This window comes from Streptomyces sp. NPDC002032 (genome assembly GCF_042890765.1).
In the GTDB taxonomy this organism is placed as follows: Bacteria; Actinomycetota; Actinomycetes; order Streptomycetales; family Streptomycetaceae; genus Streptomyces.
The window spans coordinates 408516-434361 of the sequence record NZ_JBIASM010000002.1 but is presented as its reverse complement, the minus strand read 5'-3'; the positions used below and the strand labels follow the sequence as shown (position 1 = coordinate 434361).

At 74.5% G+C, this 25846-nt stretch carries 25 protein-coding genes; 8 read left to right on the top strand and 17 right to left on the bottom strand.

What is annotated here, in order from left to right; all coding sequences use genetic code 11:
* Window positions 1-56 precede the first annotated feature (56 nt).
* From ACFYYT_RS06145 to ACFYYT_RS06120, 6 genes are all read right to left on the bottom strand, one after another.
* Complete coding sequence (locus tag ACFYYT_RS06145; protein ID WP_351819495.1) at window positions 57-1670, bottom strand: aKG-HExxH-type peptide beta-hydroxylase; 1614 nt, start codon at window positions 1668-1670, stop codon at window positions 57-59.
* Window positions 1667-2932: an FxsB family cyclophane-forming radical SAM/SPASM peptide maturase gene (locus ACFYYT_RS06140; protein ID WP_351819498.1), complete on the bottom strand. Its 1266-nt coding sequence runs from the start codon at window positions 2930-2932 to the stop codon at window positions 1667-1669. Before ACFYYT_RS06140 ends, ACFYYT_RS06145 begins: the two co-directional genes overlap by 4 nt.
* A gap of 95 nt (window positions 2933-3027) precedes the next feature.
* A complete protein-coding gene (gene fxsA / locus ACFYYT_RS06135; protein ID WP_351819501.1) occupies window positions 3028-3222 on the bottom strand; it encodes an FxSxx-COOH cyclophane-containing RiPP peptide in 195 nt (64 codons plus the stop codon).
* Window positions 3223-3397: 175 nt separating this feature from the next.
* Window positions 3398-7552, bottom strand: coding sequence for an SAV_2336 N-terminal domain-related protein (locus tag ACFYYT_RS06130; RefSeq protein WP_351819504.1), 4155 nt, complete (start codon window positions 7550-7552; stop codon window positions 3398-3400).
* Window positions 7553-7558: 6 nt separating this feature from the next.
* The gene (locus tag ACFYYT_RS06125; RefSeq protein WP_351819507.1) at window positions 7559-8590 is read right to left on the bottom strand and encodes a MoxR family ATPase; all 1032 of its coding nucleotides are present in this window, start codon (window positions 8588-8590) and stop codon (window positions 7559-7561) included.
* Window positions 8591-8618: 28 nt separating this feature from the next.
* The gene (locus ACFYYT_RS06120; RefSeq protein ID WP_351819510.1) at window positions 8619-10847 is read right to left on the bottom strand and encodes a trypsin-like peptidase domain-containing protein; all 2229 of its coding nucleotides are present in this window, start codon (window positions 10845-10847) and stop codon (window positions 8619-8621) included.
* A gap of 136 nt (window positions 10848-10983) precedes the next feature.
* Between ACFYYT_RS06120 and ACFYYT_RS06115 the strand changes: the two genes are divergently transcribed.
* Window positions 10984-11169, top strand: coding sequence for a DUF6104 family protein (locus tag ACFYYT_RS06115; protein ID WP_030190019.1), 186 nt, complete (start codon window positions 10984-10986; stop codon window positions 11167-11169).
* Window positions 11170-11274: 105 nt separating this feature from the next.
* Here the strand turns inward: ACFYYT_RS06115 and sodN are convergent, their stop codons facing one another.
* The gene (gene sodN, locus ACFYYT_RS06110; RefSeq protein WP_007266490.1) at window positions 11275-11670 is read right to left on the bottom strand and encodes a superoxide dismutase, Ni; all 396 of its coding nucleotides are present in this window, start codon (window positions 11668-11670) and stop codon (window positions 11275-11277) included.
* Between the two features lie 124 nt (window positions 11671-11794).
* Between sodN and sodX the strand changes: the two genes are divergently transcribed.
* Window positions 11795-12262, top strand: coding sequence for a nickel-type superoxide dismutase maturation protease (gene sodX, locus ACFYYT_RS06105; protein WP_351819514.1), 468 nt, complete (start codon window positions 11795-11797; stop codon window positions 12260-12262).
* Here sodX and ACFYYT_RS06100 read toward each other — a convergent pair.
* Window positions 12166-12795 carry a CGNR zinc finger domain-containing protein gene (locus ACFYYT_RS06100; protein WP_351819517.1) on the bottom strand — a complete coding sequence of 210 codons (630 nt, stop codon included), beginning with the start codon at window positions 12793-12795 and terminating at the stop codon, window positions 12166-12168. The two genes, sodX and ACFYYT_RS06100, sit on opposite strands and share 97 nt — an antisense overlap.
* Before the next feature lie 91 nt (window positions 12796-12886).
* Here ACFYYT_RS06100 and ACFYYT_RS06095 point away from each other — a divergent pair, with 91 nt between their 5' ends.
* Window positions 12887-13660, top strand: a complete 774-nt coding sequence (locus ACFYYT_RS06095; protein ID WP_351819520.1) for a class I SAM-dependent methyltransferase — start codon at window positions 12887-12889, stop codon at window positions 13658-13660.
* Between the two features lie 121 nt (window positions 13661-13781).
* Here the strand turns inward: ACFYYT_RS06095 and ACFYYT_RS06090 are convergent, their stop codons facing one another.
* From ACFYYT_RS06090 to ACFYYT_RS06080, 3 genes are read right to left on the bottom strand one after another with little or no spacing between them, the layout of a single operon-like run.
* A complete protein-coding gene (locus ACFYYT_RS06090) occupies window positions 13782-14534 on the bottom strand; it encodes an amino acid ABC transporter ATP-binding protein (RefSeq protein WP_351819625.1) in 753 nt (250 codons plus the stop codon).
* A gap of 11 nt (window positions 14535-14545) precedes the next feature.
* Complete coding sequence (locus tag ACFYYT_RS06085; RefSeq protein ID WP_388607024.1) at window positions 14546-15499, bottom strand: amino acid ABC transporter permease; 954 nt, start codon at window positions 15497-15499, stop codon at window positions 14546-14548.
* Between the two features lie 30 nt (window positions 15500-15529).
* Window positions 15530-16480 (bottom strand): ABC transporter substrate-binding protein, encoded by a 951-nt coding sequence (locus ACFYYT_RS06080; protein WP_351819523.1) that lies wholly within the window; start codon window positions 16478-16480, stop codon window positions 15530-15532.
* A 526-nt stretch (window positions 16481-17006) separates the two neighbouring features.
* Between ACFYYT_RS06080 and ACFYYT_RS06075 the strand changes: the two genes are divergently transcribed.
* The 4 genes from ACFYYT_RS06075 to ACFYYT_RS06060 all read left to right on the top strand — a co-directional run bounded on the left by ACFYYT_RS06075 (window position 17007) and on the right by ACFYYT_RS06060 (window position 20325).
* Window positions 17007-18209: an NADP-dependent malic enzyme gene (locus ACFYYT_RS06075; protein ID WP_385323674.1), complete on the top strand. Its 1203-nt coding sequence runs from the start codon at window positions 17007-17009 to the stop codon at window positions 18207-18209.
* A gap of 323 nt (window positions 18210-18532) precedes the next feature.
* The gene (locus tag ACFYYT_RS06070; protein WP_351819526.1) at window positions 18533-19495 is read left to right on the top strand and encodes a zinc-binding dehydrogenase; all 963 of its coding nucleotides are present in this window, start codon (window positions 18533-18535) and stop codon (window positions 19493-19495) included.
* Window positions 19496-19546: 51 nt separating this feature from the next.
* Entirely contained in the window at window positions 19547-19756 is a 210-nt protein-coding gene (locus ACFYYT_RS06065; protein ID WP_267012281.1) for a helix-turn-helix domain-containing protein, read from the top strand.
* A complete protein-coding gene (locus ACFYYT_RS06060) occupies window positions 19756-20325 on the top strand; it encodes a Clp protease N-terminal domain-containing protein (RefSeq protein WP_351819529.1) in 570 nt (189 codons plus the stop codon). Before ACFYYT_RS06065 ends, ACFYYT_RS06060 begins: the two co-directional genes overlap by 1 nt.
* A 58-nt stretch (window positions 20326-20383) precedes the next feature.
* Here ACFYYT_RS06060 and ACFYYT_RS06055 read toward each other — a convergent pair whose 3' ends face one another.
* The 3 genes from ACFYYT_RS06055 to ACFYYT_RS06045 all read right to left on the bottom strand — a co-directional run bounded on the left by ACFYYT_RS06055 (window position 20384) and on the right by ACFYYT_RS06045 (window position 23283).
* Entirely contained in the window at window positions 20384-21280 is an 897-nt protein-coding gene (locus ACFYYT_RS06055; protein WP_351819532.1) for a helix-turn-helix transcriptional regulator, read from the bottom strand.
* A 1-nt stretch (window position 21281) separates the two neighbouring features.
* Window positions 21282-22202, bottom strand: coding sequence for a DUF4097 family beta strand repeat-containing protein (locus ACFYYT_RS06050; RefSeq protein ID WP_351819535.1), 921 nt, complete (start codon window positions 22200-22202; stop codon window positions 21282-21284).
* Window positions 22203-22350: 148 nt separating this feature from the next.
* Window positions 22351-23283, bottom strand: coding sequence for a LysR family transcriptional regulator (locus ACFYYT_RS06045; RefSeq protein WP_351819536.1), 933 nt, complete (start codon window positions 23281-23283; stop codon window positions 22351-22353).
* 214 nt (window positions 23284-23497) lie between these two features.
* On the opposite strand from ACFYYT_RS06045, the gene snpA reads away from it, so the two are divergent.
* Window positions 23498-24157: a snapalysin gene (snpA, locus tag ACFYYT_RS06040; protein WP_351819539.1), complete on the top strand. Its 660-nt coding sequence runs from the start codon at window positions 23498-23500 to the stop codon at window positions 24155-24157.
* 90 nt (window positions 24158-24247) lie between these two features.
* Here snpA and ACFYYT_RS06035 read toward each other — a convergent pair whose 3' ends face one another.
* From ACFYYT_RS06035 to ACFYYT_RS06025, 3 genes are all read right to left on the bottom strand, one after another.
* Entirely contained in the window at window positions 24248-24436 is a 189-nt protein-coding gene (locus ACFYYT_RS06035; RefSeq protein WP_351819542.1) for a hypothetical protein, read from the bottom strand.
* A gap of 73 nt (window positions 24437-24509) precedes the next feature.
* On the bottom strand, window positions 24510-25094 hold the full coding sequence (locus tag ACFYYT_RS06030) for a dihydrofolate reductase family protein (RefSeq protein WP_351819545.1): 585 nt from the start codon (window positions 25092-25094) through the stop codon (window positions 24510-24512).
* Between the two features lie 99 nt (window positions 25095-25193).
* Window positions 25194-25787: a GNAT family N-acetyltransferase gene (locus ACFYYT_RS06025; protein ID WP_351819548.1), complete on the bottom strand. Its 594-nt coding sequence runs from the start codon at window positions 25785-25787 to the stop codon at window positions 25194-25196.
* Window positions 25788-25846 lie beyond the last annotated feature (59 nt).

The following is a 25846-nucleotide window of genomic DNA, read 5'->3' as shown; positions in this document are numbered from 1 at the left end:
GGTGTGAGGCGGTGCGGAGAGGGGCGGGGTTGAAAGGTACCGCAGCGGACGGCCCCTCAGACCTGTACGAATGGGGCGAGTTCGGGGTGGGCCTCGCACCAGGCGCGGCGCTCGCGCTCCAGGGCCCGGCGGGCGGTGGCGTGCTGGTCCCCGGGGGGCGGCAGTTCGTCCATGGCCCGCTCGGCGACGATCATCCCGTCCACGAACTCGGCGCCGGTGACGGTGAGTTGGGGCTGGGCCCGCAGGACGGGGAGGACGGCGGCGACCTGGGCGCGGATCCGGGCGTGCTGGGCCCAGGCGCCGCGGGCCCCGTAGAGCGCGGCGCGCTGCCAGTAGCCGGCCAGGGCCAGGTGGGCGTACGCCCCGTGCAGGAGCCCCTCCAGGGGCCTGGGGTCGGCCCGCCAGGGGGCCCAGTGGCGGGGGGTGCGGTCGGCGGTGTGCAGGGTGAGGATGTCGGCGAGCGCGGCGAGCTTGCCGTGCTGGACCTCGTGGACCAGGGTCGCGGCCAGCGCGGGCGGGGCCTGTCCGCGGGCCAGGACGGAGCCGGCGGCCGCGGGGAGGGTGGCGCCGCTGGACCGGGCGCCGCCGGCGAGGGGGACCACGGAGCGCAGCAGCAGGCCGACCTCCTGCGCGCGGGTGGAGTCGTAGCGCTCCAGCAGGGTGAGCGCGCCGGTCCACTGGGTGTCCCAGCGCTTGTGGCCCTTGGGGGTGAGCCGGCGGGCCGGGCGCACGGCCGCCGGGGGCCGGGCGGCGGGGGCGCGGTAGGGGTCGAGGTCGTCGAGGGAGGTGCGGCCGCCGGGCAGGGGGTGCAGGGGGAGGGTGGCGCCGGTGTCCCAGGAGCGGTCGGTCAGGGCGACCGGGCCGGGCCGGTCGGGGCGCAGCAGCCCGAGGGTGGGCAGGGCGAGTCGCCCGCCCACCGGGCGCAGGGTGGTCTTGAAGGTGATCCGGGCGCGCAGCGCGGCGGCGACGGCGAGCGCTCCGAGGTAGCCGAGGTCGGGCGGGGGCCCCTGGGGCGCGTGCAGGCGGCGCAGGGTCTCCTCGGCCCAGACCCCGGTGGCGGGGTAGTGCAGGACGTCGCGCACGGCCTCGGGGTCCTGGTGTTCGGCCTCCTCCAGCAGGGCCCAGCGCTCGGCGCTCTCGGCGCCGGAGGCGGCGTCGAGCACGGCGCGCAGCAGCAGGAGGCGCTTGGAGCGGCGTACGTCGCACACGAGGCGGAGGCCTTCGGGCGTGGGCTCGGTGGAGGCGAGCTCGCGCAGCACGCGGGAGCTGACGGCGAACGGGGCGAGCTCGGTGAGGGGGGCGGGGCGGGCGGCGCCGGCGGGGCTGTCGGGGTCGGCGGGTCCGTGGGGGCTGCCGGGTCCGTGGCGCCTTACGGGGCTCGGGGAGCCCGGGGTGCCGGTGGAGGCCGGGGTACCGGCGGAGGTCGGGGTGCCGGCGGAGGTCGGGGTGCCGGCGGAGGCCGGGGTGCCGGCGGAGCCCGGGGTGCCGGCGGAGCCCGGGGTACCGGCGGAGGCCGGGGTACCGGCGGAGGCCGGGGTACCGGCGGAGGCCGGGGTACCGGCGGAGCGGGCCTGGGGAACGGGCGCGGGGATGGGGCCGGATCGGGGCTCGGGACACGGGCCGGTGGGCGCCCCCGCCCCGGGGACCGCGGCTCCGGTGCGCCGGGTCATGACGCGGCCCGTCCCGTCGTCGCGGCCGCGTGCAGGGCCCCGGCGACGTGCCGGATGACGGCCTGGAGGTCGGCGCAGTACACGGACGGCCGCCGGAAGCCCTCCCCCGCCCGGTAGCGGTGCGGGTAGTGGCCGCCGCCGCACACCTCGACCAGGTCGCAGGCCCGGCAGTCGGCCGCGAGGGCGTCCCGGCCCAGCTGGCGGGCGGCGAAGCCGGGGTGGTCGAGCAGCTCGTCGAAGCTGTGGGTGTCGAGGGTCATGCCGGTCGCGGCGGCCCCTTCGTAGGCGGACTTCAGGGAATCGGCCTGCTCGATGGCGCCGTCGGTCTCCACGACGGCGGTGGTGGCCGGGGCCAGGCCCAGGGTCTCGGTGGCTTCGGGCAGGCCCAGCAGCAGGGCGATGACCTCTTCGAAGAGCCGGATGCGGGTGCGCCGCACCCCGTCGTGCCACCAGCGTTCGAAGACGGCCAGCAGCCAGTCCGCGTACGGGGTGCCGTGCGCGGTGCCGCCGGGCGGCGGGTTGCTCCAGTTGGCCAGGGGCAGCAGCAGGCCGACGCTCGGCGGGGCGAAGGCCAGCAGGGACTCGTACGTCTCCACCGGATCCTGCGCCAGGTCCACCACGCACAGCACCCCGGCGTAGCTCGCCGGGTGCCGGGCGAGCAGCCGCAGTCCCCGGGCGGCCGCGCCGAAGCCGGGCCGGCCGGCGTGGTCCACGCGGCGGGCGTTGTGCGCGGCGAGGCCGCCGTCGAGGCTGACGCCGACGCGGATCCCGGCGGCGGCCAGCGCGGCGAGCCGGCCGCGGGTCAGCAGCGTGCCGTTGGTCTGGACGCTCGCGGTGACCCGGGTGCGGGGCGCCCGGCGGGCCAGGGCCGCCCGTACCGCCTCGACGGGCGCGGCCAGTTCGGCGGGCGCGGCCAGGAGGGGTTCCCCGCCGTGCAGGACGAGGTCCACGCGCGGCAGCTCGTGGACGGCGGCGTGCTCGGCGATCCGCTCGGCGGCGCGCAGGGCGGTGGCGGGGGTCATGGCGGCGGGGCGGGTGCGCCAGCTCTGGTCGGCCATCTCGTAGACGTAGCAGTAGGTGCAGGCGAGGTTGCAGCGGCTGTGGGTCTTGAGGACGAACTGCCGGATCGGCCACGCGCGGTGGCCCGCGGCGCGCAGGGCGGGCACGTCGAGCAGGGCGTAGGGCCAGGGGGCGTGGCGGGCGTGCCGGTCGGGGGTCCGGTGCGCGGGCGGTACGGGGCCGCTCGTGATCGCTGGGGTCATCGCCTGTGCCTCCCTCCCCCGGCGGATTGCCCATCCCTGCCCTCCGGACGGCCCCGGCTAACGGCGGAAAGTGGTCAACTCCCGTGGGGGCGGCGTCAGGCGACGCCGGAGTCGAAGGCGTTGAGGATCTCGGCGGGGTGGGTGACCCGCTCCACCAGGCCCGCGATGACCTCCGCGAGGACCGGGTGGTCGATGCCGCGCAGTGCGGCCAGGTCGAGCCCCGAGAGGTCCGGGAGCCGCCCGGGACACGGGCGGGCCGGCGCTGTCGCTTCCTGACGTCCGCTCACCATGGGCTGCCCGTTCCCCTGTCGTCGCGTGTGGTCGTGTGGGCTCGCGTGTGGCCGCGCGTCGTCGCGCGTGGTCGTGGATGCTCGCCCGTGCTCGTACGTCATCGCGCCCGGCCGTCCGGGCGCCTGTGCCGCTCCCCTGCCTGCCCTTTCCCTCCGCCCGGCGGGGGGAAACGGATCACAGCGCCTCCTCCAGGACGCGGATCCGCTCCTGGAGCACGGCAACGGCCGCGATGGCGGCCGGGAGGTCGTCTTCCGGGGGGTCGAGGCGCCCGCGCAGTTCCAGGGCGGCCCGGTAGGCGTCGAGGGCGGCCCGGGGGCGGGCGAGCCGCTCCAGGACCTCCCCGCGCAGCTCCTGGACCCGGGCTGCCAGCCGGACCGCCGTGCCGGAGGAGCGCCGTTCGTCCGGGTCGGCCTCCAGCGCGGCGCGCCAGGCCCGGCGGTAGGAGTCCGCCGCGCGGTCGAGGCGGTCCGCGGCGCGGGTGTGGGCGTGGATCTCCTGCTGGACGTCCCCGTGCTCCCGCCAGGCCAGGGCCCGCTCCAGCGGGCGGTGGCCCGGCCGGGCGGCCAGCTCCAGCAGGTACTCCGCCTCGCGGAGGTCCACCAGGTCCCCCTCGTAGGAGTGGCGCAGCCGCAGCCCGGCAGCCAGCCGCAGCAGCCGGTGCGAGGCCCGGGGGTCGGACTGGGGAACGGCCGCGCGGCTCTCGCGCAGCACCCGTACGGCGGTGGACGCGAAGGCCCGCCCGTCGGCGTGCCGGGCCCGGTCCAGGAGTACGTCGCCCCACTCGGGCAGCAGCTCCCCGAAGGCCTCCTCGTCGCGGGGGATCAGCCGCCGGGCCCGCCCGTAGGCGTCGGCGGCGGCGTCCAGGGCCGCCGGGTCCCCGTCGCGGGCGTACCGGGCCCGGTGCACGCGGGCCAGGCAGACCAGGGCGGCGAGGCGCGGCCCGGGGTCGTCGGCGGCCTCGACCAGGGCGCGCACCAGATGCCCGGCCGCCTCCTCCAGCCGCGCGGGCAGGTGGCGCAACGCCTCGGCGAGATCCACCCGAACCCGCGCAACCCGCCGCGCCGTCCCCCCACCGCCCGCTCCCGCGCCCCGGGCCCCGGGCCCCCGCGCGGCTCCGGCCCCCGCGGCCCGCTGACCTCCGACCCCGTCACCAGCCCCCGACCCCAGGGCCTCCGGCCCCCGCGCGGCTCCGGCTCCCGCCGCCCGGTCACCGCCGGATCCGTCGTCCGGTCCAGCCCCGCCGCCCGCTCCCGCTCCCGAGCCGCGAGCGCCGCCGCCGTCCCCGGCCACGGCCCCCGACACCAGTCCGACCCCGGCGCCTGCGGCCCGCTCACCCCCGGCTCCCTCGGCAGCGACCCCGTCACCCGCATCCGGGCCCGGGGCCTCCGGGACCCGCGCGGCAGCGGCTCCAGCCGCCCGACTGCCACCGGATCCGTCGGCGGACCCGACCCCGCCACCCGCATCCGGGCCCCGGGCCTCCGGCACCCGCGCCGGTCCGGCTCCCGCCGCCCGATCACCCCCGGATGCGTCGTCCGGTCCAGCCCCGCCGCCCGCTCCCGCCGGGGGGCGGCCGGCCCCGGGACCCGCATCGTGGGGCGGGGCACCCCCGTCGGGGGCCCGTACCGGGCCGCTGCGGGCAGCTCCCCCGGAGGCTCCGGGCGCACCCGGGGCGCTGCTCGGCGCGGCTCCGGACCCGGTCACGGATGCCGGGGCGGTGCCGGTCCGACCGCCGGCGTCGGCGTCGGCGTCCGGCGCACCGGGGTTCCCCCCGGGACCGCCCGGGCCCCCACGGGCCGGGGCCGGCCCGGGAGGGCCCTCGGGGCCCCGGCCCAGGAGGGCGGTCAGGGCCGCCGTCAGGTGGGCGGCGGCCCGTTCGGCCAGGGCCGTGCGGGCGGCCGGGTCCGGGGTGTGGGGCAGCAGGGCCAGCAGGACGCGGCCCAGCGCCAGGTCCGGCTCCGGGTGCGCGTCGGGGCCCGGGCCGGGGGCGGCCAGGGCCTCCAGCGCGGCCCGGGCCTCGTGCAGCGGCCCGGCGTCGTCGCGCAGCGCGCTCAGCCGGATCAGGGTCCGCGCCCTGCGCACCGCACAGTCCAGCCGAAGCTCCGGACCGGCCGCGGCGGCGGCGCCCGCCACCGCGAACTCCCGGTCGGCGGCGGCCAGCAGCTCCGCGTCGGGTGCGCCCGCCAGCGCCCGCTCGTACAGCACCCGGCCCCGGGCCGCCCCGGCCGGCGGGGTGTCCAGCCCGGCCACCGCCCGCTCGGCCTCGTCGAGGAGTTCGGGGTCGCGCTGGAGCGCCCACAGCCGCAGCAGCGCCCCGGCCAGCTCGGTCTCGGCCTCCTCCGGCGGGTCCCCGGGCCGGGCCGGGACCGCCACGGCGTGCCGCAGGAGGGCCGCGGCCTCGTACAGGGCCCGGGCGTCGCCGTCCGCGAGGCGTTCGCGCGCCGCCCGTACCCCGGCGGCCCGGCCGCTCCGGGCGGGCGCGGGCGGCTCCGGGTCCGGGTCCGGGTCCGGGAGGGGAGCGGCGGCGTCCGGGTCCTCCTGCGGGGGGCCGGGCAGGTAGCGGCGTACGACCTTCGCCGAGACGTGCGCGAAGGCCTGCGGGAGCCTCCCGGCGGGCACCCGGCCCTCGCCCGCCTCGTCCTCGGGATCCGCCGCCGGGATGCCCGTCAGCTGGGAGACGGCGAGCGCGGGGAAGTTCCGTACGCCCCGGCCGAAGTGCGCCAGCACGTACTCCGAGCAGTGCTTGAGCACCAGCGCGGCCTCGTCCCGCCCCAGCGGCCCCAGCAGCACGTCCTGCACCCCGGGGACGAACTCGTACCACTGCCCGGGGGTTTCGCCGCTGCGCCGCAGCAGCCCGCTCAGCAGCACCTCGGCCAGGTCGGACGGCTCCGAGTCGGGCAGCATCGTGCGCTGGACGAGCCGCATCACGGGCAGCGTCAGCGGCGCCGCCGCCAGGTAGACGGCGAGCTGTACGGCGCCGGGCGCGGCGGAGGAGCGGAAGCGGCGCACCAGTTCACCCGGCGGCCGGGCGGTGCGCGGCAGCGGGACGGGGGCGGCGGGGTGGCGGGCGAGGACCCGGCCCACTTCGGCGGGTACCGGGCCGGTGCCGAGCCCGGCGACGAGCCGGGCCCAGGCCCCGAGGGCGGTCGCGTGGGGCGGCAGCACGGGCACGGTGAGCCCGCCCGTGCGCTGCCCGGGCCGCGGCGGTCGCTCTGACCGGAACCTCAGCCTCATCCCGCCGCCGGCGCCCCCGCCACCGCCACCGCCGTCGGCGCGCTCCAGCACTCCGCGCTCGGTCGGCAGCCAGCTGCGGCTCCACAGCCGCTGCGGGAGGGGCTGAACGACGACGCAGGGCGAGCACTGCGCCCACCGGTGGAGCAGCCGTTGGGCCTCGCCCTCGCGCCACACGGGTCCGGCGCAGTCGGAGACGACCATGGTCAGCACCCGTCCGGTGGGGTCGCGCAGCTGGTCGCCGGAGCGCAGGGCGCCACCGGGCGAGGGGCCGCGTCCGACGGCCGCGGTGCCGTCCGCGAGCCGGTGCAGGTAGTGCGCCTGGACGTCCCGGAAGGCGCCCAGCCGCTCGCAGACGGACCGCAGTTCCTCGAACATCTCCTGCCACACCGCCATGGAGGGCGAGGCGTCCATCACCAGGCGTACGGTCGCCTCGCGCCGGCTCTCCGGCCGGAGCACCGGGATGACCAGCCCCAGGGCGCGGGCGCTGGCCTCGGCGGTGGCGCTCTCGTCGAGGACGGTACGGGCGGGCGGGCCGGGCGGCCGGTGCCGCTGGAGGGCGCGCAGGGCCCGCTGGATGTCGAGGATCCGGGGCAGGGCGGCCGCCCCGGGCACCCGGACCGGCACCCCGCCCCCGACTGGAATTTCAGCATCCGGATCGATCTCGGACTCCTGCCGGGCCCCGGCCGCGTAGAGCCTGACCGGATCTTCAGGATCCGCTTCTTCCCGTGGACGGGGCGCGGGCCCGGTCTCCGCCGCCGGCTCCCCCGGCGCGTCCCCCTCGGTCCCGCCGGGCCCGGCGCGTACGGGTTCCGGTGGCGCGGCGGCGGCCGGTGACGGGACGGCCGGGCGCGTGTGCCCGGCCAGCCAGAGGGCGTCGGCCAGTTCCCCGGCGCCGGGGTCCAGCCCGGCACCCCGGAGCAGCCCGGCCAGCACCCGGATCCCCAGCTCGGCGCCCCCCGCACCGGACGCCTCCGCCCCGGACGCCTCCGCCCCGGACGCCTCCGCCCCGGGCGCCTCCGCCCCCGGGGCTGCCGCCCCGGAGGCTTCCGGCTCATGACGCCCCGGCGCCTGCCGCTCCGGGTCAGGAGGTCCGCTCACGGGGCCTCACCTCGGACGGTCGAGCCGCTGGATGAGCAGGTCCGCCAGGTCCTCCCGGGTGGGCGGGGCGGCGTAGTGCGTCAGGTAGATGGCGTTCAGCAGCTGGTCGGCGGCCACCAGCTCCGAGCGGGAGCGGCTGAGGAACTCCCTGATCAGGTCCGCGCCCAGCCGGGCGGCCTCCTCCCCCAGGTGCGCCCGGACCATGGTGGCCAGCCGCTTCTCCCCCGGCTGCCCCAGCTTGAGCTGGATGCACCGGCGGAGCAGCGCGGCGGGGAAGTCCCGTTCCCCGTTGCTGGTCAGGATGATGAACGGGAAGGCCCGGCAGCGCACCCGGCCGCCCCGGACGGTGACCTTCCCGCCGTCGTCGGTGAGCACCTCCACCTCCGGCTCGGAGTCGGCGACCCGCTCCAGCTCGGGCAGGGTGAACTCGCCCTCCTCCAGCACGTTCAGGAGGTCGTTCGGCAGGTCGATGTCGCTCTTATCGAGCTCGTCGACGAGCAGCACCCGGGGTTTCGCGGTCGGCAGCAGCGCCGTCCCCAGCGGCCCCAGCCGCACGTACTTCCCGATGCCCGCACCGGAACCCCCGCCCGGCCCCGCGCTCCCCGCGCCGCCCCCGCCGGCGGCGATCTGCACGTCCTGGAGGCGGGCGAGCGCGTCGTAGCGGTACAGCCCGTCCTGGAGCACCGTCCGCGACACCACCGGCCAGCGCAGCACCCGGCCGAGCTTCAGCTCGTGGGCGACGGCGTGCGCCAGGGTGGACTTCCCGGTGCCGGGGTAGCCGGTGACCAGCAGTGGCCGGCGCAGGTAGAGCGCGGCGTTGATGGCCTCCAGTTCCTCCGGTTCGGGCCGGAGCAGTTCGGCGGCCTGCCGGTGGGCGCCGAGCCGGCGCGCCACGTTCCCGTCGGCCGTACCGGCCGCGCCGCCGGGTTCGGCGACGGGGCCGCCGTCGAAGTCCCGCCACGGCGGCGGATCGGGCAGCGCCGCGATCCCGTCGTGGGGTTCGCCCACGCCCCGGTAGATGAGCCATTCGTCGTTCACGGCCGTTCCCTCCCACGCAGCACGCGGCTCACAGGTCCCCCTGCAACGGTTCCTCCTCGGGCAGTGCCCGCTCCGGGTCCTCCCATACGAGGGCCAGCCCGGCGGCCCAGTAGGCGTCGGGGTCCGCCCCGTAGGCCCGTACTCGCAGGGCTTGCACGCGCTGCGGCAGCAGCGCTCCCCGCCCCGCCTCGGCCAGCTCCTCCCGCAGCCCGCGGTGGAACGGTGCGCAGGAGGCTCCCGGGTCGGCGGGGGGCCGCCGGCTCACCAGCACCCCGTAGCCCGCGTCCCGCAGGACGTGCAGCGCGCCCAGGGTCGGTTCGGTGCCGGCCGCCCGGCACAGCACGGGCAGGGTGTTGTCCGCCAGCCCCGCCGCCCAGTCGGGCGAGGGGCTGCGGGGGCGGCCCCGCGAGCAGTCGGCGCGCTGGTCCAGGAGCGGTCCGCCCTGCACCCGCGCCCACCGCGCGGCGGCCCCGCCCACGCCGGTCCCGCCCACGCCGGAGCCACCGGGCACACCCGGAACGCGGGCCCCGCCATCCCCCCGCGCCACATCCGAAACGCCGCCCGCCCCCGAGCCGGCACCCCCGCCCCCGCCCTCGAACCGGAACACCACCGGCCGCTGGACCCCCACCGGCACCCCGCCGGACACCGTCCAGGCATCCACCGCGAGCCCGAACAGGCCCGGCGCGGCCGCCACTTCGAGGAGCGCGGCCGCCTCGTGGGTGTCGCAGCGGCGGAAGCCCTCGGCGAGGGGTGCCCGCAGCGCCTCCGGCAGCCGGTCCAGCCGGGTGCGCACGCCCGCCTCGACCGGGGTGACCCGGCCGGGCTGGGCGGGGCCCGCCAGGACGGAGACCCGCCAGTCGTAGACCTCCTCCCAGCCGTGCGCCCACACCTCCAGCAGCACCGACGGCCCGGCCGGCAGGGTCCGCTCCCGCCGGGCCGGTCCGTGCGCCGACCGCCCGGCGAGGGCGCGCCGGCGCCGGTCCCGTTCGGCGAGGCCGCGCTCGTGCCGCTCGCCCAGCTCCCGGCGCAGCGGGCGCCACAGCCGTTCCGCGGTGGCCCGCACCCAGTCCCACAGTTCCTCGTCGGCGCCGGGCGCCGGGGGTTCGCGGTGGTCGGCCACGCTCACGTCGGTCGCGTACCGGAGCATCGCCGCGGCCTCTCCGCCCGCGCCCGGCGGGTCGTGGAGCAGCCCGAGTCCGTCGCGCCAGCTGAGCGGGGCCGGCAGCCCGGGGTCGGGTTCCTCGCCGCGGGCCCGTTCGGCCAGCTCGCGGACCGCCTCGGAGGAGCCGGGCGGTGGCAGTTCGGCCAGCAGCCCGCACAGGGTGGTGCGCTCGCCCGGGGTGAGCCTGCCGCGGCCGCCGCCGTACGGGTCCCCGTCCCCGGCCGGGAGCTCGTCGTGGACGTCGGTCCAGGTCCGGCGGCTGTCGAGGTCGCTGAGGTGGCGGTCGTAGTGGTAGAGGTCGTGGGCCTGCATGACCCTGCGGTAGAGCCCGGTCTGGCCGGTCGCCGCCAGCGGCAGGGTCCGTAACTGGGCCACGGACACGGCGAGGCCGCCGCCGCTCCCGTGCCGCCGGGCCTTGACCACCCCGACGACCTCGCCGCGCGCCAGGTCCACCACGGGGCCGCCGGACATGCCGGCCTCGATCTCGTCGTCGTCGCCGAGGCGGATCGCGGCGCCGTTCGCGGCGGTGCCCCGCAGCCGGGTGGTGCGGCCGGTGATCTCGCGGATGCCGAGCTCCTCGGTGCAGCCGAAGTACGCGGCCTCCTCCATCCGGGGTCTGGCCCGGTCGGTCAGCCACACGCAGGCGTGGGATATCGGCGAGAGCACCCGGACCAGGGCCAGGTCGGGCAGGTCCCACAGGGCCCGGCGGCCGGGCCGGCGCTCGTCCAGGCGCTCGGGCAGGACGCACTCCACGCGCCCGGTGACCGTACCGGTGCCCGCGTCACCCCCGTAGCCGGGGCCGTACGCGCCCGACGGGGAGCCGGCGCCGCGGACCGGTCCGGAGAAGAAGCTGATGCCGACCTCGCGCCCTGACAGAGGCACCGCCGCGCCACCCCCTTCACCGACCACGTGCGCACACGTCAGGACCCAGCCCGGGGCGATGAAGAAGCCGCTGCCCCAAGTGGGTCCGGTCACCTCGTCACCGGGGTTCTCATACCCGCCCGGGGGCGCGTGGACGCGTACCGTGGCGGCCCGGACCAGGGGCTCCAGGAGCTCGTAGGCGCGCGCGGAGCCTGCCGTGCGCCCGTCCGGCATCCCGTGCCCCCCGTCCCCCGCTGGTCCCACCGAGGCCGTCCACGCTAGCGCTGCGGGCGGGACGGCGGGAGGTGTCGCCGGGACCCGGCTTATCCTGGCGGGAAACACCCCATCACCCCATGGCACGGAGCCCGACTTGTACTTCACCGATCGCGGCATCGAGGAGCTGGAGAAGCGGCGCGGCGAGGAGGAGGTCACCTTCGAGTGGCTGGCCGAGCAGCTGCGGACCTTCGTCGACCTCAACCCGGACTTCGAGGTCCCGGTGGAACGCCTGGCGACCTGGCTCGCCCGCCTCGACGACGAGGACGAGGACGAGGAGTAGCGGCAGCAGCAGGAGCGCGGGGGGAGAAGACCCCCGCACACGGCCGAGGGGCCCGACCGCGAACGGTCGGGCCCCTCGGTCGTCCCGGGCGGGCAGGGCGCCGGATCAGGCGGCCTTGGTCTCCCAGAAGATGCGGTCGATCTCGGCGATCAGTTCGAGCGCCTTGGCACCGGTCGCCGGGTCGTTCGACGCCTTGGCGGCCGAGAGGGCCTTCAGGGTGTCGTTGACCAGGGTGTGGAGCTGCGGGTACTTCTCGAAGTGCGGGGGCTTGAAGTAGTCGCTCCAGAGCACCGACACGTGGTGCTTCGCGAGCTCGGCGCGCTGCTCCTTGATGGTGATGGCGCGGGCGCGGAAGTCGGCGTCCTCGTTGGCCTGGTACTTCTCCTGGACGGCCTTGACGGACTCGGCCTCGATACGGGCCTGGGCCGGGTCGTACACGCCGCAGGGCAGGTCGCAGTGGGCGGAGACCTTCACCTTGGGGGCGAAGAAGCGGGAAAGCATGGAGTGGGTCCTCCTCGTGATCGTCTTCTCAAGGGTGGAGGTTACTCGCTGAGAATCCGGAAATCGCGGGCGCCCCCATGGGCTTAGGACAAAAGTCCAGGGGCGGCCGGGGTGCGGTGAGCGAATGTACGGGACCCTGCGGCAGCATGCGGGGAGGCAGAGGAGGCCTTACATGGCGGAGAACAAGCGCCCGCGGGGGCGCATCGGCATCAGCGAGGTGACGGGCCCGTCGATGGCCCCCACCCTGGACGACGGGGACCGGATGGTGGTCCGTTACGGGGCGTTGGTCCGGCCGGGTGACGTGGTCGTCTTCCGCCATCCGCTCCAGCAGGACCTGCTGGTCGTCAAGCGGGCGGCCGAGCGCCGTCCGGGGGGCTGGTGGATGCTCGGCGACAACCCGTTCAACGAGACCGGGGACAGCACCGACTACGGCGCGGTCCCCGAGGAGCTGGTGCTGGCGGTCGCCCGGCTGCGGCTGCGGCCGTGCCCGGACGGTCAGCGCTCGCTGAGGGCGTGGCTGTCCTGGGCGGTGTCGGCGGTGCGCCCGATGCGCGCGGACTCCTCGGCCTCCAGCCGCTTGCGGGCGCGGTAGGCGGCGACGTTGGCGCGGGTGGCGCAGCGGTCGGAGCAGTAGCGCCGGGAGCGGTTGGTGGAGGTGTCGAGGTAGGCGTTGCGGCAGGGCGGCGCCTGGCACAGGCCGAGCCGGTCGGGGCCGTGCTCGGTGAGGTGGAAGGCCAGGCCCATGGACGCGATCGCGGCGTAGCCGGCGGAGGCGTTGGAGGGGTGGTCGGCGAGGTGGATGTGCCAGTCGGGGCGGCCGTCCGGGCCGACGAGCTCGTGGCCGGAGACCTGCGGGCTGACCGGGAACTCCATGAGCAGGGAGTTCAGCAGGTCGACGGCGAGGACGTGGTCACCGCCGTCGGCGGCTTCGAAGACGGCGCGCAGCCGGCCCCGGACGTTGCGGAAGCGGGTGACGTCGGTGTCGGTGACCCTGCGGGCCATCTGCACGCTGGCCCCGAAGAGGGCGCGGACGTCGTCCACCGAGGTGAGGGCGTCCTTGTTGCGGGCCGGCTCCTCGGTGTTGACCAGGCGCACGGCATAGTCCGAGTAATGGGCCAGTTCCACTTGTAGTCCTTACGGATGCGGATTAGTGTCTGCGGGAGCCGCGGTAACGGCTGGTATTGGTTCGAGGGTATTACGTAGGGAGGGGTTCTCGATGGCGGATACGGTGACCGGCTCGTTCGGTACGGACTGGCAGGCGTGGCAGGACAGCTGGGACCGCCAGCAGGAGTGGTACATGCCCGACCGCGAGGAGCGGTTCCGGGTGATGCTGGACATGGTCGAGGCCCTGGTGGGCCCCGCCCCCCGGGTCCTGGACCTCGCGTGCGGTACGGGAAGTATCACGGACCGGCTGCTCAAGCGGTTCCCGCTGGCCTCCAGCACGGGGCTGGATCTGGACCCCGCGCTGCTGACGATCGCCCGGGGCCACTTCGCGGGCGACGACCGGGTCACCTTCGTGACCGCCGACCTCAAGGACCCCGGCTGGCGCTCGGCGCTCCCCCACGAGACCTACGACGCGGTGCTGACCGCGACGGCCCTGCACTGGCTCCCGAGCGCGGACCTGGCCGTCCTGTACGGACAGCTCGCCCCGCTGGTCCGCCCGGGCGGGGTCTTCATGAACGCCGACCACATGCCCGACCCGGCCACCCCGCGCATCGACGCCGCCGAGCACGCCCACCGGCACGGGGTCATGGACGCGACCCGGGCCCGGCTCGGCGTCCCGGACTGGCGCGAGTGGTGGGCGCTGGCGGCGGCCGACCCGGTGCTGGCCGAGCCCACGAAGGCCCGCTTCGCGATCTACGGGGAGCACGCCGACGGTGACACCCCGGACGAGGCCTGGCACGCCCGCGCCCTGCGCGAGGCCGGCTTCGCGGAGGCCCGCGCGGTCTGGCGCTCGCCGTCGGACGCGCTGGTCCTGGGCCTGAAGTAGGAACTTCGGCTCCGGGCGGAGCCCGGGCACGACGCCCCGGGCATGACGCCCCGGGCATGACGGAGGGGCGGTACGGGATCCCGTACCGCCCCTCACAGTTCTCGCGCCCCGCGCCGCGGGGTTACAGCACCTTGGACAGGAACGCCTTCGTCCGGTCGTGCTGCGGGTTGCCCAGGACCTCGCGCGGGTGGCCGGATTCGACCACGACGCCGCCGTCCATGAAGACGAGGTTGTCGCCGACCTCGCGGGCGAAGCCCATCTCGTGGGTCACCACGATCATGGTCATGCCCGACTCGGCCAGGTCCCGCATGACGTCGAGGACGTCACCGACGAGCTCCGGGTCGAGCGCCGAGGTGGGCTCGTCGAAGAGCATCAGCTTCGGCTCCATGGCGAGCGCGCGGGCGATCGCCACGCGCTGCTGCTGGCCGCCGGAGAGCTGGGTGGGGTAGTTCGCGCCCTTGTCGCCGAGGCCGACCCGGTCCAGGAGCTTGACGGCGCGCTCGCGCGCCACCGCCTTGGACTCGCCCTTGACCATGACCGGGGCTTCCATGACGTTCTCTATGGCCGTCATGTGCGGGAAGAGGTTGAAGCGCTGGAAGACCATGCCGATGTCCCGGCGCTGGGCCGCGACCTCGCTGTCCTTCAGCTCGTAGAGCTTCTCGCCCTTCTGCTTGTACCCCACCAGGCGGCCGTCGACCGAGAGCCGGCCGGCGTTGATGCGCTCCAGGTGGTTGATGCACCGCAGGAAGGTGGACTTGCCCGAGCCGGACGGGCCGACCAGGCAGAAGACCTCCCGGGGGGCGACCTCCAGGTCGATGCCCCGGAGGATGTGGGCGGCGCCGTACGACTTGTGGACGCCTTCTGCCTTGACCATCGGCTGGGCGGTCACTTCGCCACCTCCGTACGGCGGAACATGTTCAGGTTGGCCTTCAGCCGCTCGAACGGCGTCGGCGGCAGGCTGCGCAGCGAACCGCGGGCGTAGCGGCGCTCCAGGTAGTACTGGCCGACACTGAAGATGCTGGTCAGGGTCAGGTACCAGATGGACGCCACGAAGAGCATCTCCATGATGGCGCCGGCCGTGGTGCCGATGTTGGAGCTGGCCCGCAGGAGTTCGGGGTACTGCACCGCCGAGACCAGGGAGGAGGTCTTCAGCATGTTGATGAACTCGTTCCCGGTCGGCGGGATGATCACGCGCATCGCCTGCGGCAGCACCACGCGGCGCATGGTCTGCATCCGGGTCATGCCGAGCGCGTGCGAGGCCTCGCTCTGGCCCTCGTCGACGGACTGGATGCCGGAGCGGACGATCTCCGCCATGTAGGCGCCCTCGTTCAGGCCGAGGCCCAGCAGGGCGACCATGAACGGGGTGAGGACGTCGACCGTCTCGTTCTTGTAGATCGGTCCCAGGTTGATGTACTGGAAGATCAGCGACAGGTTGAACCACACCAGCAGCTGGACGTACACCGGGGTACCGCGGAAGAACCAGATGTAGAGCCAGGACACGAAGCTCGTGACCGGGTTCTTCGACAGGCGCATCACGGCGAAGAGGATGCCGAGCACGAGGCCCAGCGCCATCGACGAGATGCTGATGACGACGGTGTTGCCGAGGCCGCTGAGGACCGAGGGGTCGAACAGCTTGTCGCCGACCGTCGCCCAGATGATCTTGCCCTGGGAGAACGCGTAGACGAGCCACGCGAGCAGTACGGCCACGACCACGCCGCTGATCCAGCGGCCGTAGTGGCGTACGGGGATTGCCTTGATGGCCTCGTAGGGGGTGGTGCCCGAGGCCCCGGGCCCGGCCGGCGGAGTGTCGGCCGGACCCTTGTCGATCTTGTCAGTCACAATGACTGCCCTTCAGTGGAGCGCTCGGTGTTACTTGCCCGCGTTGACCGTGGCGGAGGGCACGGCGCTGTCCTTGACGTTCCACTTCTCCAGGACCTTGCCGTAGGAGCCGTCCTTGATGATGGCGTCGAGCGCTTCCTTCAGGGCGTCGCGCAGCTGCGCGTTGTCCTTGGAGACCGCGATGCCGAAGAGGCCGACGTCGGCCTGCTGGCCGGCGACCTCGAAGTCGTTGCCGCCGCCCGAGGTCTTCGCGGTGTACGCGGTGACCGGGTAGTCGTTCAGGTCGGCCACGGCGCCGCCGGCCTTGACGCGGGTCTGCGCCTCGGCGTCGGTGTCGAAGGCCTCGATGGTGAGCTTCTTGTCCCCGCACTTCTCGGCCTGCGCCTTGAAGGTGTCCTCGTACGTGGTGCCGCGCTGGACGGCGACCGTCTTGCCGCACAGGTCGTCGAGGGTCTTGATGTTCTGCGGGTTGCCCTTCTTGACCAGGAGGGAGACGCCGGAGGAGAAGTAGTCGACGAAGTCGACGCCCTTGCCGATCTTGGCGCCCTTGTCGTCCAGGCCCTCCTGGCGCTTCTTGTTGTCGGTGATCGACGACATCGCGATGTCCTGGCGGCCGGTCTCCAGCGAGGTGATCAGGCCGTCGAAGGTGCCGGAGGTGAACTGGAACTTCACACCGAGCTGCTTGCCGAGCGCGTCGGCGATGTCGGGGTCGACACCGACGATCTTGCCGCCGTCGACGAACTCCATCGGCGCGTAGGCCGTGTCGGAGCCGACCTTGACGACACCGGCGTCCTGGATCTTCTTCGGGAGCTTCGAGAACAGCGGGGCGCTGTTGTCGGTCTTGCCCGAGCCGGTCGAGGAGCCCTTGTCGGTCTGGTCGCCACAGCCGGTCAGGATCAGGGCGCCGGCGACCGCGATCGCGCCGACCGCGGCGATCCGGGACCGGGCGGCGGTCGTACGGCGGGTGGTGCTTGCGGTCATGAGCTGGTTCCTCCGACAGGGGTGGAAAAGCATCCGAGAAGGGTCGGGCACGCACCATCGAGTGTCGCGACCTTGTGTGATTACGGCATCTTGCCATTCGGACTGACGCATTCAGGCTGCCCATCAGGTCAAAATCAGATAACGGGCGCCCCCGACTACCCAACAGGACTGCGGGCAAGGGCCCTCGGAGCGACACAAACCGGCGTGACCAGCCCTTTTGCCACCACTATTTGCGGTGTGTCTCACCCATCGGACAGAGGGCTTTGGACTTTTAGCCAAAAACCGGACAGTCGGCCTACAGTTGAGCGGGAATCGACTCGTCTGGGCGGCCGTTCTTCCGGTAGAACAGATCCTTACACCCCTCATCCGGGGCTCAGGGCGCGCGTGCGGCGCGCCCGCGCGTACGAACCTCCCCTTCGCGGAGGCGGGCCAACCGCCGAGGCGAAGAACGGACGCGGTGCCCGCCCACCCCTTAACCAGGAGTGGCCACCCTCAACGATTCAAAGGACTTAAGGGGTCACACAAAGTGGCAGCGGAGATCGTCAACCCTCGCAGTGACAGTGCGACGGACAACAACCCCGACGCGGTGTTCGCGCTGCACCGGGGCGGCAAGATGGCCATTCAGGCCACGGTGCCGGTCAACGACAAGGACGACCTGTCCCTGGCGTACACGCCCGGCGTGGCGAAGGTGTGCAGCGCCATCGCCGAGCAGCCCGAGCTCGTGAACGAGTACACCTGGAAGTCCAACGTGGTCGCCGTCGTCACCGACGGTACGGCCGTGCTCGGACTCGGTGACATCGGTCCCGAGGCCTCCCTCCCCGTCATGGAGGGCAAGGCGATTCTGTTCAAGCAGTTCGGTGGGGTCGACGCGGTGCCGATCGCGCTCGCCACCAAGGACACGGACGAGATCATCGAGACGGTCATCCGCCTCGCTCCGTCCTTCGGCGGGGTCAACCTGGAGGACATCTCCGCGCCCCGCTGCTTCGAGATCGAGCGCCGCCTCCAGGAGGCGCTGGACATCCCGATCTTCCACGACGACCAGCACGGCACCGCCATCGTGACGCTGGCCGCCCTGCGCAACGCCGCGAAGCTCACCGGCCGTACCCTCGGCGACCTGCGCGCCGTGATCTCGGGTGCGGGCGCGGCGGGCATCGCCATCGCCAAGATCCTCGTGGACGCCGGCATCGGCGACGTCTGCGTCACCGACCGCAAGGGCGTCGTCTCGGCGTCCCGGTCGGACCTGACGGACGTCAAGGCCGAGATCGCGGGCCTGACGAACAAGTCGGCCCTGAACGGCTCCCTGGAGGAGGCCCTCGCGGGCGCGGACGTCTTCATCGGCGTCTCCGGCGGCACGGTCCCGGAGGAGGCGGTGGCCTCGATGGCGAAGGACGCCTTCGTCTTCGCCATGGCCAACCCGAACCCGGAGGTCCACCCGGACGTCGCGCACAAGTACGCGGCGGTCGTGGCCACGGGCCGTTCGGACTTCCCGAACCAGATCAACAACGTGCTCGCCTTCCCCGGCATCTTCGCCGGCGCCCTGAAGGTGCGCGCGACCCGGATCACCGAGGGCATGAAGATCGCCGCCGCCGACGCCATCGCCGGCGTCGTGGGTGACGAGCTCGCCGCCGACTACGTGATCCCCTCGCCGTTCGACCCGCGCGTCGCCGAGGCCGTCACGGCCGCGGTCGCCGCGGCGGCGAAGGCCGACGGGGTGGCCCGCCTGGCCTGAGCGCCATGCCGAGCTGTACGGGTGAGGCCCGGCCGGAGCGATCCGGCCGGGCCTCTTCGCGTACGACGCACCCTCCCGGCCCCCGAACCGGGAGGGGTCGCCACGTCACGTGAGCGGCATGACAGGCTCATGGCGAGCGCGCCGCATGGCTTGAATATTACCCCTCTCCGGAGGCCCTCCATGCGTTCCGTTTACGTGCATAGGGCCGCTAAATCGCCTGCTACCGGCGGTGGTTGAGGATCGAACAACAGCTTCCACTCCGATGCGGCGGCGATCTTCGGCCACTGGCCAGGCGGCCCTACCGACCGGTAGCCTCTGGCGCCATGTTCGCTGCCTACGCCGCCCGAATCGACCGTGACCAGCCGCTGAGCGGCCTCGTGCTGGGCGACCGCCCCGCACCCGAGGCCCGTCCCGGCTGGGTGACCGTGAACGTCCGCGCCGCCTCCCTCAACCACCACGACCTGTGGTCCCTGCGGGGAGTCGGCCTGGGCCAGGAAAAACTCCCGATGATCCTCGGCTGCGACGCCGCGGGGACCGACCAGGACGGCAACGAGGTCGTCCTGCACTCCGTGATCGGCCAGAGCGGCCACGGGGTCGGTCCGGACGAGCCGCGCTCGATCCTGACCGAGCGCTACCAGGGCACCTTCGCCGAGCAGGTGACCGTCCCCGCCTGGAACGTCCTGCCGAAGCCCGCCGGACTCTCCTTCGAGGAGGCCGCCTGCCTGCCGACGGCCTGGCTGACGGCCTACCGGATGCTCTTCACCAACGCCGGGGTGCGCCCCGGGGACTCGGTGCTCGTCCAGGGCGCGGGCGGCGGCGTCGCCACCGCCGCGATCGTCCTCGGCAAGGCGGCCGGCCTGCGGGTCTTCGCCACCAGCCGGGACGCGGCCAAGCGCGCGCGGGCCGTGGAGCTGGGCGCGCTGGAGGCGTACGAGCCCGGCGCGCGGCTCCCGCAGCGGGTGGACGCGGTCATCGAGACGGTGGGGGCGGCGACCTGGTCGCACTCGGTCAAGTCCCTGCGCCCGGGCGGAACCCTGGTGATCTCGGGCGCCACCAGCGGCGACCGGCCCGCGCACGCGGAGCTGACGCGCATCTTCTTCCTGGAGCTGAAGGTGGTCGGCTCCACGATGGGCACCAAGGACGAGCTGGAGGATCTGCTGTCCTTCTGCGCGGCCACCGGGGTCCGCCCCGTCATCGACGAGGTGCTGCCGCTGGACCGGGCGCGCGAGGGCTTCGAGAAGCTGGAGGCGGGGGACCTCTTCGGGAAGGTCGTCCTCACGGTCTGAGTCCGTCAACCAGGGTTGACACTCCTCCCGTGTCAACCTACATTGACAGGCATGACGGAAGCCACGGATCTCGCCGCACAGGCCGGGGACCAGGACCCGCGCGTGGGCCTGCGTTCCGTCGCCGCCCTCCGGCGGCTGCTGGAGCAGCTGGAGGCGGTACAGGTACGCAGTGCCCGCGCGCAGGGCTGGTCCTGGCAGGAGATCGCGGCCGAACTCGGCGTCAGCCGGCAGGCCGTGCACAAGAAGTACGGGAGGCTCTGATGTTCGAACGCTTCACCCCTGACGCCCGGGACGCGGTGACGGGCGCGGTCGACGAGGCCCGCCGCGCCGGGGCCGCCACGGTCACCGAGGAGCACCTGCTGCTCGCCCTCGTCGACCGGGGCGTACTGGACCCGCTCGGCGTGGACCGGGAGGCCCTCGGGACCCGGCTCGCCGAGTCCCGGCGCCGGGGCGGCATGTCCCGCGCCGACCAGGAGGCGCTCGCGGGGCTCGGCATCGACCTCGACGAGATCGTCTCCCGCGTCGAGGAGACCCACGGCGCGGGCGCCCTCGCGGCCCCGGCCCCCCGCCGGCGCACCCTGGGCGCCTCGCTCCGCTCGGCCCTGGGCCGCCCGGAGCGAGGCGGCCGCGCCGGACCCCGCGTCCGCCTCACCCAGGGCGCCAAGAAGGCCCTGGAACAGTCCCTGCGCATCGCGGTCGGCCGCAAGGACGACCACATCGCCACCCTGCACCTGCTGCTGGCCCTGCTGTCCCGGCCGGGCACGGTCTCCGAGGCCCTCGCGGACCACGGGGTCACCTACGCCTCGGCCGAAGCGGCCCTGGCCGCCTGACCGGAGCCGGGCCGGCCGATCCGGGCCGGCCCGCCCGTACCCGACGGCCCCGGGCTTCCTATGCCCCGGGGCGCAGTCCGGCCTCGATGCGGGCGGCGGCCGCGGCCAGGTGGGCGCGGGCCTCGGCCAGCTGGGCCGGGGTCACGCCGTGGTCGCGGGCGGCGTCGCGGACGGCGTCGCGGAAGCGGTCCAGCAGCCGGTCGAGGTCCCGGGAGGGATCCGCACCCGGCGTCAGGTCCTCGGCCCAGGCCGCACCCGCCGGGCCGGGCGCACCGGCCGTCTGCGCCGGCGCCGGGTTCGCGGCGCCCGCGCCGCCGAGCCAGGCCCCGGCCAGGCTGCCCAGCATCCCGCCCGACTTCGAGAACTGCTCCTGGAGCTGCGCGGCGATCCGCTGGACCTCCTCACGGGCCCGCTCCTGGGCCTCCTTGGCCTGGCGACGGGCCTGCTGGGCCTCCTCGCGGGCCCGGCGGCTCTCGTCCTTCGCCCGCCGCGCCTGCTCCTTCCACTCCTGCTTCGCCTTGCGGAGCTCCTCCTTGGCGGTCTTCCAGGACTCGTCCTCGACCTGGGTGGCCGTCGCGGAGGCCGCGGCCCGCATCTCGCGGCGCAGGTCGCCGGCGGCGCCGCGGACGTCGTCGCGGATCTCGGCGGCCAGTTCGGAGACGGAGTCGCGGATCTCCAGCTCCAGGTCGGCCAGCTCACCGCCGCGGTCGGCCAGTTCGGCCCGGCCCGCCTCGGTGATGGAGTACACCTTGCGCCCGCCTTCGGTGGCGTACGTGACGAGTCCCTCCGCCTCCAGCTTCGCCAGCCGCGGGTACACGGTGCCCGCGGAGGGCGCGTAGAGGCCCTGGAAGCGCTCCTCCAGCAGGCGGATCACCTCGTAGCCGTGGCGGGGCGCCTCGTCGAGCAGCTTGAGCAGGTAGAGGCGGAGGCGGCCGTGGGCGAAGACGGGCGGCATGTCAGAGCACCTTCTTGTCGAGCTGGAGGGGGGCGTCGGCGTCGGCCTGCGGGCGGCGCAGGAGGGCGATGGACCCCGAGACCGTGGTGGCCCGCAGGGTGCCCGCGCCGGTGCCGAGGGTGCCGGTGATCCGCTTGGCGCCGAGCTGGCCGGAGACGCGCAGGTCCTCGAAGGCGTTGGAGACGCCGCCGGTGGCCGTGTTGGCCTCCACCTTGGCGTCGGCCGGGTGGGGCAGCCGGATGGCGACCTCACCGGAGACGGAGTTGAGGACGATGTCCACCGGCTTCGGGGCGGCCGGGTCCGGGGCCAGGTCGATGAGCATGTCGCCGCTGACCGAGTCGGCCCGTACGCTGCCGCCCGCACCGTCGACGACCGTCAGGCCGCCGGAGACGGAGTGGAAGCCGAGCTCACCCGTGAGGGACTGCGCCTCGACGCTGCCGGAGACGGTGTGCGCCTTGACCCGGCCGGAGAGCCGTACGAGGGTCGCGTCACCCGAGACGCCGTTGACGTCGGCCGGGCCCGAGATGCCGGAGACGAAAGCGGCGGCGCTGACGGTGGCCAGCTGCACCCGGGTGGCGGCCGGGACGGTCAGCGTCACCGTGACGCTGCGCTCCCAGGCCTTGCGGCCCCCCTCGGACGAGCCAGACCAGGCCTTCCACGGCTTGCTCTCGAACCACTCCTTCAGCCCCTGGGAACCGTTCCAGGGGAGGTCCTCGTACGACAGGGTGAGCGTGCCGCCCTCCTGCACCACGTGCAGCGGCGGTCCGTCGACCTCCGACACCTCCAGCCGGGCCGGCCCCCCGTCTGCCGCGGCCACCACGTTCACGGTGCCGCCGACGACCCGGACGCGCAGGTCGGTCACCGGCTGCTCGAAGGCCAGCTTCTGCGGTGCGGCGACGGACCACGTCATCTGCTCTGCCATGGTGCTGCTCCTCCTCGTGAACGCAACATATCGCGTCTTCTCCAGAACACGATATATCGCGGCAGGGGGAAGTCAAGCGGTGCGACGCGCGGAAGCCCCGGCCGGGACGGCCGGGGCTTCGGGGCGGGCCGGGCGCGGGAGGGCGGGGCTAGGCCACGAGCAGCGGGCTCGCGTGGTGGCGCAGCCAGGCCCGGTACGGCGGGGTGCTCAGGGCGGCTTCGCGATAGGCGTCGCGGAGGTCCTCGTAGGCCTCGGCGTGCGCCCCGGGCCGCGTCGCGAGCAGCAGCCGCACCGCGAGCGGGTCCCCCGACAGCGGCCGGATGGCCATGTCGTCGCGGGGTCCGGAGGTGGGCTGGCAGGGGGCGACCGCCTCGCCGGAGACGATCAGCGAGGTGGCGGTGTGGTAATCGGCGTGCAGCACGGGCGGATCGAGCCCGGCACCGGCGAAGACCCTGCGCAGGCCGTCCCATTCGCCGTCGACGGAGGGGTCGACCGTCCAGCGGTCCTGCGCCAGATCCCGTAACTCCACCACCGGCGACCGCGCGGCCGGGTGGTCCCGGGCCATGGACACGAACTGCGGCTCGCGCTCCATCAGCACGCGCAGCTCCAGCCCCTCCGGGACCCGCAGCGGGAAGCCCTCGACCTCGTGCACGAACGCCACGTCCAACTGCCCGGCGGCCACCATCCGCAGCAGCGCGTTCGCCGACACGTCGACCACCAGCGAGGTCTCCGTCTCCGGCGCGCGCCGGTGCAGCCGCCGCAGCCACCCCGGCAGCGCCCGGCTCGCGGTCGAGCCGATCCGCAGCCGGGGCCCGCGCGCGACCGCCCGCGCCTCGGCGACCAGCGCCGCCATCTCGGCCAGCAGCGGCCGGGCCCGCCCGAGCACGGTGCGCCCGAACGGAGTCGGCCGGCAGCCGGTCCGTTCGCGCAGGAACAGCTCGCCGTCCAGGGCCCGTTCGATCCTCCGCAGCTGGGTCGTCAGCGAGGGCTGGCTCACGCCGAGCTGCCGGGCCGCCTTGTGCAGGCTGCCGGCGTCCGCGATGGCACACAGTGCGCGCAGGTGCCTCACCTCGAGCTCCATGACCCGAGAGTAGGGCGGGGCCGGTGGACCGCACCAGCCACCGATAGCCCCCCGAATCCCGCCATTCTCACGCCAGTTGCCCTGTCGCAATCTTCTCGATAGGGCGGCGCTATCGGGCGCTGACATCATCCCCCGGCGCCTCGCGCTCCCTCAGACTCCGGTACCGGACGACCCATCCACCCCCCACCGCACCGGCTGAGTAGGAGCCCCCCACATGCGCCACTCCCGCAGGATCACGCTGTCCGCCACCCTGGGCCTCGGCCTCGCCGCCGCCCTCGGCGGCGTGGTCCCCACCGCGAGCGCCTCCCCCGCCCCGGCCGGCAACCCGGCCAGTTACGCCGCCTACGAGCGCTCGCAGGAGAACGAGGCCGCCAACCGCGCCTTCTTCGAGGCCGTGCGCCGCTCGGTCGCCGAGCAGCAGGCCGCCCACCCGGGCCTGCGGGCCGTCACCGTCACGTACAACACCAACAACGCGCCGAGCTTCCGCAGCGTGATCGCCCGTTCCACGCAGATATGGAACAGCTCGGTGTCGAACGTGAAGCTCCAGGAGGTGTCCTCGGGCGGGAACTTCTCCTACTACGAGGGCAACGACTCCCGCGGCTCCTACGCGAGCACGGACGGCCACGGCCGCGGCTACATCTTCCTGGACTACGCCCAGAACCAGCAGTACAACTCCACCCGCGTGACGGCGCACGAGACCGGTCACGTGCTGGGCCTGCCGGACCACTACTCGGGTCCGTGCAGCGAGCTCATGTCGGGCGGCGGGCCGGGCACCTCGTGCACCAACCCCAACCCGAACAGCGCCGAGCGCTCGCGCGTCAACCAGCTCTGGGCCAACGGCCTGGTCGCCTCCGGCATGGACGCCAAGGGCTAGCCCCGGACGGAGCACCCGGCTGCCGGCCCGGCGCGGCCACCCGGAACGTCACGGGCGGCCGCGCCGGGCCGGCGCGCGTCCAGTGCCGCGTCAGGCAACGTGGCGCGGGCAGTCCGGGTTCCGGCAGGGGCCCGGGCCCCACTGGGGTACGAAGATGCCGAGCGACTTGCGCCGTCGGACGAGGGTGTCGACGGCGTTTCCGCAGGCCGGGCACGTGTACTGCTCGTGCCCGGCCCGCGGGGCGACCGTCCCGTGCGCGTGCTGCTGCTGTGCGGCCATGCCTCCACGGTAGGCCGCTCGGCCGCGGCGGCGCACGGCGCGGGCCGGCGCGGGCCACTGCGGGCCGGCGCGGTCAGCGCTTGACGGCGTACGAGGTGATGATCTGGCCGCCTCCGAGGGCGGTGCAGCCGGTCAGCTCCAGCGGCCGGACGCCGAATCCGGCCCGGGACATCGGCATGCCGGTGCCGACCACGACCGGGTAGGTCTTGACGATGTACTCGTCGATCTCCTCGGCGAGCTGCCCCGCGAGGTCCGCGCCCCCGCAGAGCCAGATGTCCAGCCCGTCCCGCGCCTTCATCGCGCGGACCGCGGCCGTCACGTCCCCGTCGATCAGCCGTACGCCGGGGTCCGGGGCGACGGTGAGGGAGCGCGAGACGACGTACTGCTCGCGCATGTGGCCGTACGGGCTGGTCATGCCCGCCTTGAGGCCGGGCTCGTAGGTGCGGCGGCCCATGAGAACCGCGTCGAACCGCTTGGGGGCGGCGCCCTCGATACCGAGCTGGGTGCGCCCGGCCGCCGAGATGGTCTCCGGGTACTCGGCCACCAGGTGCCCGATGAACTCGGGGTCGAGGTGCGCGTAGAGGAAATCGGCATCGCCGTCCGGGTCGCCGATGAAGCCGTCGACGGTGGTGGCGATGAAGTACGTGAGCTTGCGCAAGCGCTTCTCTTTCACTGGACAGTGCCACCGCTCCGGGGCACGCCAGTGAAAGTACTTCACCTGAAGTACTTCAGGCAACCCTTTTAGATGAACTCCCCCTCACCCCCGCGGCTTGCGCCACATCGGCCACATCAGCGGCCCGTCCGGCAGCCGCACCGCCGTGCCCGTGAACTCCCAGCCGAGCCGCTCGTAGAGCCGCATGCTCCGCTCGCTGCTCGCCTCCAGGTACGCCGGGAGCCCCTCGCGGTCGCAGCGCTCCAGGACCGGCCTGATCAGCTCGCTGCCCAGCCCCTCGCCCTGCCGCTCCGGGTCGACCGCGATCATCAGCAGGTACTCGTGCTCCTCGCCCGTCGGGTGGACCTCCCCGGTCAGCCGCCCGACCAGCTCGCACCGCTCGTTGCCGGGGTCGGCCACCGCGCGCATCTTCGCCGGGACCTCGTCCTCACCCTCCGGTTCGCCGGCCGGGATCCGCAGCCACAGCGCCGCCGCCGAGCCGTCGGCCGCGTAGTCGATCCGCCCCTCGGCCAGGGCCACGTCCACGAAGACCCCGAGGAAGCGGCCGTGCACGGCGGCCCGGTGCTCCGGATCGGGGAAGACCCAGCTGCTCACCGGGTCACTGCGGAAGGCCTCGTCCAGCAGCCGCGCGACGGCGTCCCGGTCCGACTGATCCGCCTGACGTATCTCCAGCACCACGGGTCACACCCTTCACTCAAGTCACTCAAGTCTCAACAACCCTGAGTGATCCTAGAGTT

Excerpts from the sequence above, each read along its gene's own strand:
- ACFYYT_RS06145 (WP_351819495.1), bottom strand. The coding sequence starts at position 1,670 with ATGACCCGGCGCACCGGAGCCGCGGTCCCCGGGGCGGGGGCGCCCACC.
- ACFYYT_RS06140 (WP_351819498.1), bottom strand. The coding sequence starts at position 2,932 with ATGACCCCAGCGATCACGAGCGGCCCCGTACCGCCCGCGCACCGGACC.
- fxsA (WP_351819501.1), bottom strand. The coding sequence starts at position 3,222 with ATGGTGAGCGGACGTCAGGAAGCGACAGCGCCGGCCCGCCCGTGTCCC.
- ACFYYT_RS06120 (WP_351819510.1), bottom strand. The coding sequence starts at position 10,847 with ATGCCGGACGGGCGCACGGCAGGCTCCGCGCGCGCCTACGAGCTCCTG.
- sodN (WP_007266490.1), bottom strand. The coding sequence starts at position 11,670 with ATGCTTTCCCGCTTCTTCGCCCCCAAGGTGAAGGTCTCCGCCCACTGC.
- sodX (WP_351819514.1), top strand. The coding sequence starts at position 11,795 with ATGTACGGGACCCTGCGGCAGCATGCGGGGAGGCAGAGGAGGCCTTAC.
- ACFYYT_RS06095 (WP_351819520.1), top strand. The coding sequence starts at position 12,887 with ATGGCGGATACGGTGACCGGCTCGTTCGGTACGGACTGGCAGGCGTGG.
- ACFYYT_RS06090 (WP_351819625.1), bottom strand. The coding sequence starts at position 14,534 with ATGGTCAAGGCAGAAGGCGTCCACAAGTCGTACGGCGCCGCCCACATC.
- ACFYYT_RS06080 (WP_351819523.1), bottom strand. The coding sequence starts at position 16,480 with ATGACCGCAAGCACCACCCGCCGTACGACCGCCGCCCGGTCCCGGATC.
- ACFYYT_RS06070 (WP_351819526.1), top strand. The coding sequence starts at position 18,533 with ATGTTCGCTGCCTACGCCGCCCGAATCGACCGTGACCAGCCGCTGAGC.
- ACFYYT_RS06065 (WP_267012281.1), top strand. The coding sequence starts at position 19,547 with ATGACGGAAGCCACGGATCTCGCCGCACAGGCCGGGGACCAGGACCCG.
- ACFYYT_RS06060 (WP_351819529.1), top strand. The coding sequence starts at position 19,756 with ATGTTCGAACGCTTCACCCCTGACGCCCGGGACGCGGTGACGGGCGCG.
- ACFYYT_RS06055 (WP_351819532.1), bottom strand. The coding sequence starts at position 21,280 with ATGCCGCCCGTCTTCGCCCACGGCCGCCTCCGCCTCTACCTGCTCAAG.
- ACFYYT_RS06050 (WP_351819535.1), bottom strand. The coding sequence starts at position 22,202 with ATGGCAGAGCAGATGACGTGGTCCGTCGCCGCACCGCAGAAGCTGGCC.
- ACFYYT_RS06045 (WP_351819536.1), bottom strand. The coding sequence starts at position 23,283 with ATGGAGCTCGAGGTGAGGCACCTGCGCGCACTGTGTGCCATCGCGGAC.
- snpA (WP_351819539.1), top strand. The coding sequence starts at position 23,498 with ATGCGCCACTCCCGCAGGATCACGCTGTCCGCCACCCTGGGCCTCGGC.
- ACFYYT_RS06035 (WP_351819542.1), bottom strand. The coding sequence starts at position 24,436 with ATGGCCGCACAGCAGCAGCACGCGCACGGGACGGTCGCCCCGCGGGCC.